Below are 13835 nucleotides of genomic sequence, written 5' to 3' on the forward strand. Positions count from 1 at the left end.
GCATGGACGATGTGAAGATTTCGCGCCGCCTGTTTGTCTCTGCGGCTGTGTTGGCGGGCGGGGGGTTTGTCATGGGCTTCGGGGCCTCGCCGTCCGAAGCGCAGTCGGCCGCCGCGCGCCTGACCGACTACGTCGCCGTCGCCCCTGACGGGACCGTCACCATCCGCGCCAAGAACCCGGAGGTGGGACAGGGCGTCAAGACCATGCTGCCCATGATCATCGCCGAAGAGATGGACGTCGATTGGGCGCAGGTGCGCGTCGAAACCGCACCGGTCGATGAAAAAACCTATGGCCCGCAATTCGCGGGGGGCTCGCTGACCACGCCGATGAATTACGAGACCATGCGCCGGGCCGGGGCGGCCGCGCGCGCCATGTTTCTTCAGGCCGGGGCCGAGGCGCTGAAGGTGCCGGTGGCGGAGCTGAGCGCCGTGAAAGGCACGGTCGTGCACAAGGCCAGCGGCAAAAAGCTGAGCTACGGGACGCTGGCGACGGCGGCCGCGAAGGTCCCCGTACCGGACCTCAAGACCGTCGCGCTGAAAGACCCCAAAACCTTCACCCTGATCGGGCAGTTCAAGGGTGGCGTCGATAGCCCGAAGATCGTCAGGGGCGCGCCCATCTTCGGCATCGACACGGTGGTGCCGGGGATGAAGTACGCCATACTGGCCAAGCCGCCGGTCTATGGCGCGAAGCTCAAATCCGCCAATCTCGATGACATCCGCAAGCTGCCCGGGGTGGCGCAGGTCTTCACGCTGGAGGGTAAGGGGGATTTCCACGGGATTCAGGACTGTGTCGCCATCGTCGCCGATCAATGGTGGTACGCCAAATCGGCGCGCGACCAGCTTGATATCGTCTGGGACGAGGCCATCGGTGTGCCGCACGATACGGCGACCTATGCGGCGCAGGCAGAAACCCTGCTGACCGGCAGCGGCGAGCCCATCCGTGACAAGGGCGATGTCCGGACGGCGCTGGCGGCGGCGGCCAAAACCGTCGAGGCTGTCTATGAGACGCCCTTCATCCCGCACGTGCCGCTGGAACCGCAGAACTGTACGGCGAGAGTAACGGCGGACGGCATCGAAATCTGGGCCCCGACCCAGTCGCCCGGCGGGGGCCGGCGACTGGTGGCTCAGACCCTGGGCGTGCCGGAAGAGAAGGTCACGGTGCACATGGTGCGGGGCGGCGGCGGCTTCGGGCGGCGGCTGGAAAACGACTATATGGTCGAAGCGGCGGCGGTGGCGCAAAAGGCCGGGGTGCCGGTCAAGCTGTTGTGGACGCGCGAAGACGACATCGCCTACGACTACTTCCGGCCCGGCAATTATCACCGTCTGCGCGCCGGTCTGGATGGTGCGGGCGGCCTCAGCGCCTATCAGGCGCACGGCGTGACCTTTGCGCGCGGCGGCAAGACTGCGCAGGGGGCTGGCATAACCCCGGACGGTTTTGCACAGATCACCGTGCCCAACTACCGGCTGGAGCAATCGCTGATCGAGACGCTTGTCCCCACAGGCTATTTGCGCGCGCCGTCGTCCAATTCTCTGGCCTATGTGCACGAATGTTTCCTCGATGAGGTGGCGCACGCGGCGGGCAAGGACCCGTTCGACTTCCGCCTGCACCTGATTGAAACGGCCGGTAAGGGTCCTGCGGCTGAGGGTCGTGGCCCGGACTACGATCTGAAACGGCTGAAAGTGATACTGGATACGCTGAGGACGCGGTCGGGGTGGGACAGGCGCAAACCGGCGGCGGGTGAAGGCTTTGGCCTGGCCACCTATTTCAGCCATCGCGGCTATTTTGCCGAGGTGGCCAAGGTGCGGGTGAGCCCGGACGGCACGTGGCGCGTCCTCAAGGTGTGGGTGGTCGGCGATGTCGGGTCGCAGATCATCAACCCGGCAGGCGCGATCAATCAGGTCGAAGGCTCGGTCATCGACGGTATTGGCGAACTGCGTCAGGCCATCACCTTCGACAAGGGGCGCGCGGTGCAGGGCAATTTCCACGAGGTGCCGCTGATGCGCATGTCCGAAGCGCCGCACATCGACACGCACTTTGTCCTCAGCGACAACCCGCCGACCGGGCTGGGCGAGCCGGCCCTGCCGCCGGTCATTCCGGCTGTGTGCAACGCCATCTTTGCAGCGACGGGTGTGCGCGTGCGCAAGCTGCCGCTGACGCCGGAGGCTTTGGCGAAAAAGGCGTGAGCGAGGTTTTCGACATCGCGGTCCCGGCCTATGCCGACTACGTGCTCGACGATCTGTGGCGCTGGCGAAGCGAAGGGCTGAAGACGGCGCTTCTGACGCTGGTGGCCATCGACGGCGCGTCGCCCCGACCTCTGGGCAGCCAGATGGCCGTGGCCGAAGACGGGCGTGCGGTTGGGGCCATTACCGGCGGCTGCGCCGAACAGGCTCTGGTGCGTGACGCGCTGAGCGCCATCGCCCGCGGCCGCAATCATCTGGAACGCTACGGCGAAGGCTCGCGCTTTCGTGACATCGTTTTGCCGTGTGGGTCGGGGATCACGGTTAGCTTCGATGTGACCCTGAGCGATGCGGTCCTCGCGCGGTTGCGAACGGCGCGCCAGCAGCGGCGTGAGGCCGTCTATGTGTGGGACAGGGGCTTTGAGCGGCTCTACCGGCCGCAACCGCGTGTGCTGATTGTGGGGCAGGGGCCGATTGTGCCGGTGCTGGCGCAGATGGCAGGTCTGGGTGAGTTCGCCACGGCGGTGGTGTCACCCGACGACGCCACGCGCCAACGCAGTCGGGCCGAGGTCATCCGGCCCTTAAGCGCTGCGTCCGGCAGCGTCCTCACGGGTCTGATCGACGCCGCCACCGCCGTCATCAGCCTGTTCCACGACCACGACTATGAGCCGGAGATACTGGCGACGGCCTTGCGTTCAGAAGCCTTCTATATCGGAGCGCTGGGCAGCCGTCGTACCCATGCCCGGCGCATCGAAACGCTCAAAGCCCTGGGTTTTGACGCGCCACAGATCAACCGTATCCGAGGGCCGGTCGGGCTCGATATCGGGGCGAAAACGCCGCCGGAAATCGCCGTCTCCATATTGGCGGATGTGATCCGGGCGTGGCGGGGCTAATTGGCTTTGAGATAGGCGATAATGTCGGCGCGCTTCTTGGCGTCCCTGGTCGGGGCCATGGCCATGGTATTGCCGGGAACAGTGCCCTTCGGATCGGCCAGAAAAGCGTCCAGTTGCGCCTCGCTCCACACCGGGGCACCCTTCATGGCCGCGGAATAGCTGAATTTCGGGTCGTTGGTCCCGGCCTTTTTGCCGACAATACCGGCCAGAGACGGATCGATACCCGTCGCCCCCGGTTTCACCGAATGGCAGGACATGCAGGCCCCAAACGCCCGTTTACCCGCGACGGCGTCCTGCGCCTGCGCCGGGGTGAGGGGCAATACCAGCAGCAAAGCGCCGGCCAGCGGGGTCAGGCATTTCAAAATCCGGAGCATGGCGATCCTGTGCGGGCTTGAGGACGGGCCTGTTCGTTTTAGCAGGCCCTGCGCCCGCGTAAATATGGAAATTGCAGTCAGCAGAGCCAACGTCCAGACACAAGAAAGGCCCCGTAAAAGGGGCCTTTCGAAAGTATTTAGACTGGTATTAGAGCCAGTATCCGAACAGCCAATCCCACATGATATGCCTCAATCGATCACGGTAAAACAGCCCTATCGCTGTGAGCGCATGGTTAACACTTTCTAAACGCCTTTACAAGCATTAACCAAGAATTTTTACGCGCGATTAACCCGTTTTTTCTCGCAACGGACGAAATTCCCAAGGAAATCAAGTTAAGTGGAGGTTTGAAAGCGTGCACACAGACTGCAATATCTACCCAGTAAGGTTAATGTCCCGCGTTTCATTGCAAAACCCATGCCAAGACTGTGTGGCGTAAGTAAAAAAGACCCGCTGCGAGGTCACAGCGGGTCTTGAAAATTTACGTTAGGTAAGGTTAGCCGTGGCGGAGCTGTTCGGCTTCGGCGGCCATGCGCGCCAGGAACGCCTTGGCGTCCATCGGTCGGGCGATATAGTAGCCCTGACCCGTATCGCAGCCCATGCGCGACAGAAGCGACAGGACTTCGAGCGTTTCGATGCCCTCGGCCACAGCCTTCATGCCCAGCGCGTGCGCCAGTTGGATGGTGGATTTCATCACCGCGCGATCGGCCTTGTTGTCGCAGATGTCCTGCGTGAAGCGGCGGTCGATCTTCAGTTCGGTGGCCGGAATCTTGCGCAGATATTCCAGCGTGGACAGGCCGGTGCCATAGTCGTCGATCGACAGGCCGATGCCCATATCGCGGAACTCCGCCATCAGCAGGCTGGGGGTTTCGTTCTGGGCGATGGCGTGCGTCTCGGTCACTTCGAGGATCAGGCAAGACGGCGGCACCTGATGCCGGTCAAGCGCGGCCTTCACCATGTCCATGATGTCGCGCGACGTCAGGAGGCTGGGCGAAATATTGACCGAGATGCGAAACTCCGGCTGGGTCAGCAGAACGGTCTTGGCCACCTTCAGCGCATCATTGAGCACGAAATCCGTCAGGCGGTCGATGCGCCCGTGGCGCTCAGCCATTTCGACGAACTCCAGCGGGCTGACGGGGCCGCGCGTTTCATGCGTCCAGCGCACCAGCGCCTCGGCCCCCAGCAGTTCCTTGCTGTAGAGGTCCATCTTGGGCTGATAGGCCACCCAGATCTTGCCGGCATCCAGTGCGTCGTCCAGTTCGCCCAGCAGTGACAGGTTCCATTCCTTTTCGCTGATCTGCGACGGATCGTGCAGACGCCAGCGCGTGCCATCCTGTTCCGCAGAGTGGGCGGCGGCCAGGGCGCTGGTCAGGCGGTGGGAAACGGGCAGGTTGAATTCCCGATCGACGCCAAACGAGATATCGACGTCGAAGGAATTGCGGGCAAAGCGAATGGGGCTACGAAAGATGACGTGTAGGGCGGTGAACTGTTCGATCAGCAGGTCGTGGTCGTAGAGGTTCGACAGCCAGAAGAAATTGCCGTCATCGCCGTGGTAGAGCTGAGCCCCGCCTGCACCCAGTTCCAGGCGCGCCACGATCTCCTTGACCAGCAGGCGTTCGGCTTCCGGCGGCAGGGCGCTGACCATTTCGGCATAGCGGCGGATGCGCGCGGCGACCAGTTGGCGGCCATCAAGGTGGTCTTCGTGGCGGATAGCATTGGGGGTGTACAGGCCCGACACCGGATTGATGGTGCCGCCCTTCTTTTCCTGAGCGCCGAAGCGTCGCCACAGAATATAGATGCCGGTCAGGAACAGCAGGGTCATCCCGCCCATAATATCCGTGAAGATGTTAAAGCGTTCCAGTACGCCCGGCACGATCAGCAGAACGGCCACGGCGCCCAGCATCACCAGCCGCTTGCCGCGCTTCATGCGCGGATTGAGCAGCCAGGCCGCGATCCCGGCCGCAAACAGCCACCCTGGCAGCCAGCCCAGTTGCAGCGGGCGGCCATGTTTGAGCGTTTCGGCGGCCAGCACGACAACGGTCGCTGTGGGAGACTTATGTCCCTGACCGAGAACGCGCAGTTGATCGCCAAGGCTCGGGTCATTGAAGCCGATTATCACATCCTTGCCGCGGAAAAGGTTGGCCTTCGCCTTGCCCGTAATCACGTCCGCAGCGCTGGCATAGGCCACGGTGCTGCTGTCATAGGCATAGTTGATCGAGAAGGTTTCCTTCGTATTGCCATAGACACCCGACAAAACGGATTCCGCGGAATCGAGGGCCTGACCTCCGATTTCGGTTTTGTAAGGGACCTTGGACAAACCGCCCCAGAAGGCCACATAGCGCGCCAGAGATACGGTCTGCGCCTCGTTACGGATAACTTCCGGCGGCAGGATATAGGTCACGCGCTTCGGCCCCAGACGGTAATCGGCCTTGGCGCTGACGAAGACGCGGCCCGGATGGCGAGCAAAGGTGTCAGCCAGCAGACGGTTGCGGCTGTCGCCCTGATCGGTCAACGGGGTCATTATAAAAACGCGGCGGGCCCCATCGGCAAACAGACGCTCGGTCAGGCCGGCCATATGGGCGTGCTTCCACGGCCACGGGCCCAGCGAAGCCAGGGCGGCATCGTCCACACCCACGACGACCATTTCGCCGCTAACCGGCATTTTCTGAAAGGAATTACGGGCGGCCCGCAAAAACAGTTCCAGCGGATGGCCCAGTTCAATAAGGGTCAGCACAGCGGACACAGCCAGCAGCACCAGAAGCGCGACTGATTTACGCAAGCGATCCCTGAAGGAAGTCGGGGTGTTGGGTGACGTCATGATGCAATACCTCGGCCAGCCCATAGTGCGCGGAATGTGTTAGTATTTTGCAAATGTCGCGCGGTGTTGATCTTATCTCTGGCGTTGACCTTTGATTAACCATAATTTTTAAACCGCGCAGGCAAGTGTTAAATCTGTTTATACTGTGAACTTTAGTTGCGGATAGTTTGCGATCCGGCGCGCGCGTTCGGCAAGAGCGGCTGTCCTAATTGTAGTATTTTTGTTACAGTCGCTTGTGTTCACAGACAAAAGGGCGGGTGGGCGACGGCTTTCCCCCATAGGCGCGTATCACAAGGCAGCGCAACCCGCACGGGTTGCCTCCTTTTGTGCAAATAAAGACAAAGAAATTCCACAAATGAAAATGCCCCCGCCTTACGCCGCCTTTCTGCTGGCGAGCAGTGCTTTGAGTCTTGTCCTAAGCACGCCCGCTCTGGCCCAGACACTCCCCCCGACCTCGCCCAGCCCGCCGTCCGCTCAGACGGTCCCGGTCCCCCCTAACCCCCCTAAACCCAATGAAACCCGCCCCGCGACCAAGCCCGGGGAGGTACCCGCTACGGGCTCAGGCGAGGCCATCGAAACCGTCACCGTCACCGCCGCGCGCCCCATAACCAAGATCGACCGCGATGTGTATGACCCGAAAACCGATCCCGATACGCCGGTATCCTCAGCGGCCGACGCGCTGAACAAGGCGCCGGGCGTCAATGTCGATCCCGACGGCAATGTCACCCTGCGTGGCAATTCCGGCGTGCAAATCCTGATCGACGGTAAGCCCTCGACCATGATGCAGGGCGATTTCCGGGCGCTTAGCCTGCAATCCCTGCCCGCCGACGATATCGACTCTATCGAAGTCATGACCAGCCCGTCGGCACAGTTCGGCGGTGAAGGCGGGGCCGGTATAATCAACATCGTGATGAAACGTAACCGCTCGCTCCGTCCGACCCTTGGGCTGCGCGTCAGCGCCGGCAGCGAAGGCCGCTACCAGTTCGGGGCCAACGGCAGCTACGGCAAGGGCAAGGTGATGTTCAACGGCGGCGTGTCCGTCAATCACGATGTGCGCGACACCTCCGGCACCAGTTCGCGCCAACGCATTTCGCCCACGGGCACCTCTGTCTATAATACGGCCAACACGTCGCGTCAGACGACGGACACGGGGGGCATGAGAGGGGCCGTGACGATCAATGCGACGGACAGGGATACGCTCAGCCTGCAATTCAACGCCAGCAAGAACCAGCGGGAGAACGAGACGTTGCAGTCCAACGTCGATATCAGCCCCCTCGGCGTCCAGACCAACAGCTATGATCGCCGTGACGATGCCCGTAATGCGCAGGATCAGGGCGGGCTCCAGTTCAATTTCAACCATCAGGGCGATCAGGACGGGGAAACGTTCAAGGCCGATGTGCGCCTGTCGTCGAGCGAAAACACCAGCCGCACCCTGTCCGACTATAGCTATGTCAATCCGGCGCAGGACCGCCGCACCCTGCGTAATGGCGTCAGTTCGCAGGACACCCTGGCCCTGAGCGCCGACTATAACCGTAATCTTCTGGGTGGCACCTTTGCGACCGGCTTTGAGCTGAGTTCCAGCCATTCCGAAGCCGACAACGCCCAGTATAATATTGATCTGTCGAGCGGCGCGCAGACGATAGATGCGCGGCGCAGCAACACCTTCGGTCAGGATCAGGATCAGGCCGAAGCCTATGTGACCTATCAGCGGGCTATCGGCGACAAGTGGACGGTACTGACGGGTCTGCGCGCCGAAAACACGCAGGTCACGCTCAATCAGAAGACCACCAGCACCTATCTCAACAAAAGCTACACCAACTATCACCCCAGCCTGGCGGTGCAGTACATGCTGACCGCGCGTTCCAAGCTGCGCTTCAACTACAGCCACCGCATCAACCGTCCGAACATCAACGATCTCAACCCCTATATCGTCTATTATGATGAGCGGAATGCGCGGTCGGGCAATGCCGATCTGAAACCGTCGGAAACCCATTCCAATGAACTGCGCTATGAGTTCAATGACCGGGCCCGCAACCTGACCTTCACGGCGACCTACTTCTATCGCAAGAGCGAGGATCTGTTTGTCGAACGCAGCCTCTATATCGACAACAATACCGTCCTGCTGACGCGCCGTGAAAACGGCGGCGAGGGCAAGGAGAACGGCGTTGAGCTGATGTATAATGGCCGGATAGGGACAAAGTGGGACGTCAATCTTCAGGCCACCTATCGTCAGGAAGAACGTCCGCCGGTCAATTCGACCCTCACCACGATCAATAAGGGCGACTCGGTGTCGGGTCGGCTGCGCCTCGGGTATCGCGCCACGGCGAACGACCGTTTCCAGCTCAATCTCAATGCGCAGGGCAGGCAACTGACCGGGCAGGGCTACAATGATCCGTCCTACCGCTGGAATGCCAGTTACAGCCGCAAGATCAGCAACAAGCTGAACCTGACGGCCAGCGTGCAAAATCAGGGTAAGCAGCGCACCCTCATCGATACCGATACGGTCAAGTCGGTGTCCGAGCGCGATCAGGGCGGGACGACCTTCATGATCGGCCTGCAATTCAATCCGTTCGGCATCGGCGGCGGCAACCGCGACGGCGGGGCGCGACCGGGTGGCCGCGGGGGCGGCAACTGGGGCGGCGGACCCGGCGGCGGTTTCTGAGGTTAGAGCGGAACGATGTCTGATGGACGCGTTCCGCCCTGCGTTTTGCCCGGGCTCCCCGGAACGCGGGAGGCGAAGCGGGTTGACCCCGTGCGGATTTACCCTCTATGGTCGGCGGAAACCATGGGGGAAGAGCGGTTCTAATGCGCGCGACGGCCATCACGACCGAAGCCTCTGCGTCAGCAGCGGCCAGCGCGGTGTCACCCGTGGCGCAGACCTCGCCGAACAGCGTGACGGCGGCCGATGTCTCCTCCGCTGAAGCCCTGATCCGTAAGGTCAACGCAAACAGCCTGCTGCAAACGCAGTTTTCCAACACCCCGCCGCCCAAGGAAGCCGATATTGGCTGGCTGAAAGCCTTTCTGGAATGGCTGGGCAAGGTCAGCAAGGTTTTTGGCGATTTGCTGGAGCCCATCGCGCCCATCCTGCCGTGGCTTCTCTACCTGCTGTTGTTCGCGCTGGTTATCCTGCTGCTGTCGCCCTTGGTGCGCGCCTTCATCAGCGGCAAGGTCGAACGCCTGTTTCAGCGCGACAGTCTGAAGGCCGATGCGCCGTGGCGACCGACTGCCGAAGCCGCCGCCGCCCTGATCGAGGAAATCGACGCCCTAGCGCAGAAGGGGGCCTATGACGAAGCCGTGCACCTGTTGCTCAAGCGCTCCGTTGCCGACCTCAACGCCTATCGCCCGGATCTGGTGCGCAAGCACTATTCGGCGCGCGACATCGGCAAACATCCCCTGCTGCCTGAAGACGCCCGCCCGGCCTATGCCGAAATCACCCGCTGGGCTGAAAAGAGCTTCTTTGCCGGTATCCCCGTCGGGCGCGAAGGCTTTGAGGCCTGCCGCAAGGCCTATGTCGATTTCGTCGCCTCCGAGCATCTGCCGAAGAGGCCGCAATGAGGCGTCTGCCCTTTCTGAAAAACGGCCTGCCGCCCGCCACTCAGTTTCTGCCCATCATTGTCGGCGTGCTGATTGCGGGCCTGTTCCTGATGGTCGGGCTGGTGCTGATCACGCCGCATCTGGAACCGCCGGGGCGCGGTCAGGCGGCCAATGTCACCGGCTATTCGGCGCAGGGTTTCAAGGGTTTGCGCGACGTACTTGAGGCGTCGGATTACAAGACGTCTCTTACAAGGCAAGCCTCGGGGCCGCAGAGGATCAGCGATCTGGTCATCGTGACTCTGGATGGTGACGGCGCCCTGTTCAATGACGATCCGGAATATACCGAACCACAGCCCGTACCGGAGGAGAGCGCCTCTTCCAGTGCCCAAGCGACCGCTTCGGCGTCAATGACCAGCGCGGATATGCAGGCAAAGGCCAAACAGGCGCAGGCGGAAGCCTCCGCATCGCGCGCCGCTCAGGAGGCTTCATCGACGTCGTTTCAGGCCGAGGATCAGGCGAAAAAGCGTGACGACATCTGGCCGACCCCGAGCGCTGAAAAGTCTGACCGCCTGCTCTATTATCCTGTCGGCAAGGTGGTGCTGGTCGTCGCGCCCAAATGGGCCGCCGGCCCCATGCCGTCGCATCCGCGCTGGGACATCAACCCCAGCTTTCAGTCGCCCAACAGCGTTTTTGCGCAGTTGGCCCTGCTGTCTCCGGTTCGCAAAAAAGCGGTGCAGGAAGACGGCGAGACGCGCTACAAGATCACTTATCAACGATTGAATTACGCTCTGGGACGTGCCCCGCTCGGCCGTTACAAATCCTATGCCCTCAGCCCGGCAGAGGGTCAAAAGACCCTGACCAAGGCCTATACCAGCGGGCGCATCCGCGGGCTGCAATCGCTTAGCGGGCCGAACCTGACGCCGCTGCTGCTCGGCCCGGACGGCGAAGTCCTGCTGTCGCGCGTCAACGCCATGCCAGGCGAAAAACCGTTCAAGGCCCCGGTCTATCTGCTCAGCGAACCGGACCTGATGGACAATCAGATGCTGGCCGATGCGGAGCGCGTGGCGGGGGCTCTGTCCATCATCAAAGCTATTGCGCCCGGCGCGAAGACCGTCGCCTTCGACGTGACCTATAATGACCTCGCCTATGAGCAGGACCTGCTGCACCATGTGTCGCGCGTGCCCTTTATCGGTGTGCCCCTATGCCTGCTGGTGCTGGCCGTCGCCATGCTGTGGTCGGCCTATTCGCGTTTTGGTCCGGCGCATGATCCGTCCACCGACACGCCGCACGGGCGCGGCGTCACCGTGCTGGCCGACAATGCGGCGCGTCTGATCGCCAAGGCCGGGCGTGAGCCGAAACTGGCCCCGGCCTATGCGCAGCTCGTGCGCGATCAGGCACTCAAGGCTCTGGGCCTCGGCCGTCACAGTGCCGGGCCGGACGAACTGGCCGAGCGCCTGAGCGAAAAACACAATACCCCGGAACGCTACAGCGCCCTCAGGGCCGAGGCGGACCGCCTTTCCAACCCTATGCAACTGCTGAGCTGGGCGCGCCGTCTGCACGCCTGGAAGCACCAGATAACGGAGCGCTAGATGCAGATTTCCGACGTTCACAACCTGTCGGCCCGCCTCAAGGGCGAAATCGGCAAGGTCATCATCGGTCAGGCCGATACGGTCGAACTGATGCTCACCGCCCTGTTCTCCGGCGGCCATGTGCTGCTCGAAGGGCCTCCGGGCACGGCCAAGACCCTGTTGGCGCGGGCCTTCTGCCGCTCGCTGTCCCTGCGTTTCGGACGCATCCAGTTCACGCCGGACATGCTGCCCGCCGATATTCTGGGCTCCAACCTGTTCAACTTCCAGACCTCGACCTTTTCCCTGACCAAGGGGCCGATCTTTTGCGATCTGCTGCTGGCCGATGAAATCAACCGCACGCCGCCCAAGACGCAGGCCGCCCTGCTGGAGGCCATGCAGGAGCGCAAGGTGACGCTCGACGGCACGCGCTATGATCTGGGCGACCGTTTCATGGTCATCGCCACCCAGAACCCGATCGAACAGCAGGGCACCTATCCGTTGCCGGAAGCGCAACTGGACCGCTTCCTGTTCAAGCACGTACTGGGCTATCCGTCGGCCAGCGAAGAACGCCGCATCATCGACGAGGCAGGCAATTCGGCGGTGACACTCGATCCGGAACAGGCGGGGATCGAGGCGGTGCTGGACGCGGCGACCCTGGCCGAGGCCATCCGCGTGGTAACGACGGTGCGCCTCAACGACGCCAATCTCGACTACATCGTCAGCCTGATCCGCGCCACGCGCGAAAGCCCGTCTCTGGCGGTCGGCGCTTCGCCGCGCTCCGGCGCGCTGCTGGCGCGGGCCGCGCGGGCGCGCGCGACGCTGGACGGGCGTGACTACGTGCTGCCCGACGACATCAAGGCCCTGTACCTGCCGTCCATGCGTCACCGCGTGCTGCTGTCGCCCTCGGCCGAAATCGAAGGACAAACGGTGGACGGCGTGCTGCAAGGGCTTCTGGAGCGTATCGAGATCCCCAGATGATCCATCCGACGCCGCGCCTGATCCGCTTATTGATCGCCTGCGTCCTTCTGGGCGCGGGGGTGGTCTTTATGGCGCCTGCCGTCTGGTGGGTCATGCCGGTGATCATGCTGGGGCTGATGGCGCTGGCGGTGTTTGAGGGGGCGTTTGCGCCCCTGCCGTCGCATCTGACGCTGGATATCCCTCTGCCGCGCCGCATCGGGGTCGGGCGCGACTATGGTTTTGCCTACGCCGTGCGCTTTACGGCGCGCACGCCAAAAAAAATCGAAATTCGCTGGGGCGTCTCCCCGCGCCTGCAAACCCCGCAGGCCGGTCTGACCCTGAGCCCCGATGCCGGTGTGTTCAAGGGGCAACTGAGTTTGCGCGCCACGGCGCGCGGCAAGGCGGCGGTGGAAACCGCGCATCTGCGCTGGAGCGGCGCTCTGGGCCTCGGCTATGTGCAGAAGATCGTGCCGTTGAAGGCCGAAATGGTGGTCACGCCGGATATTGAGGGCGTACAGCAGGACGCCGCCGCCCTGTTTTCACGGGACTCCGTTTATGGGGTGCGCGTGCAGAACCAGTTGCACAATGGCTCCGAATACCACGCGCTGCGCGAATACGACTCGTCGCAGGATCATCGCCGCATCGACTGGCGCTCCTCGGCGCGCCACCTCAAACTGCTGTCGCGCGAGTTTCAGACCGAGCGCAACCACCATATCGTGCTGGCCTTCGACACGGGGCGCCTGATGGGTGAGCCGCTGCTGCGGGTCAAAAAGCTCGACCGCGCCCTCTATGCCGGTCTGCTGCTGGGCTATTGCGCGCTGAAAATCGGCGACAATGTGCGCTCTTTCGCCTTTGCCGCGCGGCCATACCACAATGCGCCGCTGCTGGCCGGGACGCAGGCCTATGAGACGCTGAAGGCGCAGTTGTCGGGCCTCGACGACCGGCCGGAAGAAACCAACCACACGCTGGCCCTGGCCGATCTGGGGTCAAAGATCGCGCGGCGCTCGCTGATCGTGCTGTTCACCGACTTTATCGACGAAATCAGCGCCGACCTGATGCTCGAAGCCTTGCAGCGCCTGTCGAAAAAGCACCTGATCGTTTTTGTCGCCTTCCGCGATGAGGTGCTGGAAGGGCTGGCGGCGTCCGAGCCGCAGGCCGCTGATGACGTCACCCGCGCCATCTTCGCCCGCCGCCTGTTGCAGCAGTGCGAAACCGTCCACGCGACGCTGCGCCGCTACGGTATCGAAGTGCTGGAACCGACGACAGAGGCCATGGCGGTGCAACTGGTGCTCAAATATCTGGAAATGAAACGGGAGGACCGGTTGTGAGTTTGCGGTCTTCATACTCCCCCGGCGAGCCGGGGGAGGTGGATTCGAGGCCGCAGGTCTCGAAGACGGAGGGGGGCTTGCGTTTCTCTCTGCATCATCATTCCCGTGCCGTTAAGCCAGAGCCCCCACCACCACATCTCGCCAGCAGGCGGGCTCGTGCGGTCCTCCGCCCCGGCAAGCTGGGGAGG

The 13835-nt window shown here is 62.7% G+C and carries 9 protein-coding genes; 7 read left to right on the top strand and 2 right to left on the bottom strand.

Annotation, left to right across the window (positions count from 1 at the left end; genetic code table 11):
• Positions 1 to 2 precede the first annotated feature (2 nt).
• Together AACH73_RS11715 and AACH73_RS11720 are read left to right on the top strand one after the other, a co-directional pair.
• Positions 3 to 2183 carry a molybdopterin cofactor-binding domain-containing protein gene (locus AACH73_RS11715; protein WP_272742306.1) on the top strand — a complete coding sequence of 727 codons (2181 nt, stop codon included), beginning with the start codon at positions 3 to 5 and terminating at the stop codon, positions 2181 to 2183.
• Positions 2180 to 3070 (top strand): XdhC family protein, encoded by an 891-nt coding sequence (locus tag AACH73_RS11720; protein ID WP_338736028.1) that lies wholly within the window; start codon positions 2180 to 2182, stop codon positions 3068 to 3070. Before AACH73_RS11715 ends, AACH73_RS11720 begins: the two co-directional genes overlap by 4 nt.
• Here the strand turns inward: AACH73_RS11720 and AACH73_RS11725 are convergent.
• The gene (locus AACH73_RS11725; protein ID WP_338736029.1) at positions 3067 to 3444 is read right to left on the bottom strand and encodes a c-type cytochrome; all 378 of its coding nucleotides are present in this window, start codon (positions 3442 to 3444) and stop codon (positions 3067 to 3069) included. The two genes, AACH73_RS11720 and AACH73_RS11725, sit on opposite strands and share 4 nt — an antisense overlap.
• A gap of 494 nt (positions 3445 to 3938) precedes the next feature.
• On the bottom strand, positions 3939 to 6221 hold the full coding sequence (locus AACH73_RS11730) for an EAL domain-containing protein (RefSeq protein ID WP_338736030.1): 2283 nt from the start codon (positions 6219 to 6221) through the stop codon (positions 3939 to 3941).
• Positions 6222 to 6615: 394 nt separating this feature from the next.
• Here AACH73_RS11730 and AACH73_RS11735 point away from each other — a divergent pair, with 394 nt between their 5' ends.
• From AACH73_RS11735 to AACH73_RS11755, 5 genes are all read left to right on the top strand, one after another.
• A complete protein-coding gene (locus tag AACH73_RS11735) occupies positions 6616 to 8922 on the top strand; it encodes a TonB-dependent receptor (protein WP_338736031.1) in 2307 nt (768 codons plus the stop codon).
• Between the two features lie 143 nt (positions 8923 to 9065).
• The gene (locus AACH73_RS11740; RefSeq protein ID WP_272742301.1) at positions 9066 to 9815 is read left to right on the top strand and encodes a hypothetical protein; all 750 of its coding nucleotides are present in this window, start codon (positions 9066 to 9068) and stop codon (positions 9813 to 9815) included.
• A complete protein-coding gene (locus AACH73_RS11745; protein ID WP_272742300.1) occupies positions 9812 to 11383 on the top strand; it encodes a hypothetical protein in 1572 nt (523 codons plus the stop codon). The genes AACH73_RS11740 and AACH73_RS11745 overlap by 4 nt, the downstream gene beginning before the upstream one ends.
• Positions 11384 to 12340, top strand: a complete 957-nt coding sequence (locus tag AACH73_RS11750) for a MoxR family ATPase (protein ID WP_272742299.1) — start codon at positions 11384 to 11386, stop codon at positions 12338 to 12340.
• Entirely contained in the window at positions 12337 to 13647 is a 1311-nt protein-coding gene (locus AACH73_RS11755; protein WP_338736032.1) for a DUF58 domain-containing protein, read from the top strand. Before AACH73_RS11750 ends, AACH73_RS11755 begins: the two co-directional genes overlap by 4 nt.
• Positions 13648 to 13835: the final 188 nt, after the last annotated feature.

Origin of the sequence: Asticcacaulis sp. DW145 (assembly GCF_037101385.1) — a bacterium.
GTDB classification, from domain to species: Bacteria; Pseudomonadota; Alphaproteobacteria; order Caulobacterales; family Caulobacteraceae; genus Asticcacaulis; species Asticcacaulis currens.

What these genes read in the sequence shown, in the direction of transcription:
- AACH73_RS11715 (WP_272742306.1), top strand. Translation starts at nt 3, where the DNA reads ATGGACGATGTGAAGATTTCGCGCCGCCTGTTTGTCTCTGCGGCTGTG.
- AACH73_RS11725 (WP_338736029.1), bottom strand. Translation starts at nt 3,444, where the DNA reads ATGCTCCGGATTTTGAAATGCCTGACCCCGCTGGCCGGCGCTTTGCTG.
- AACH73_RS11735 (WP_338736031.1), top strand. Translation starts at nt 6,616, where the DNA reads ATGAAAATGCCCCCGCCTTACGCCGCCTTTCTGCTGGCGAGCAGTGCT.
- AACH73_RS11740 (WP_272742301.1), top strand. Translation starts at nt 9,066, where the DNA reads ATGCGCGCGACGGCCATCACGACCGAAGCCTCTGCGTCAGCAGCGGCC.
- AACH73_RS11745 (WP_272742300.1), top strand. Translation starts at nt 9,812, where the DNA reads ATGAGGCGTCTGCCCTTTCTGAAAAACGGCCTGCCGCCCGCCACTCAG.
- AACH73_RS11750 (WP_272742299.1), top strand. Translation starts at nt 11,384, where the DNA reads ATGCAGATTTCCGACGTTCACAACCTGTCGGCCCGCCTCAAGGGCGAA.
- AACH73_RS11755 (WP_338736032.1), top strand. Translation starts at nt 12,337, where the DNA reads ATGATCCATCCGACGCCGCGCCTGATCCGCTTATTGATCGCCTGCGTC.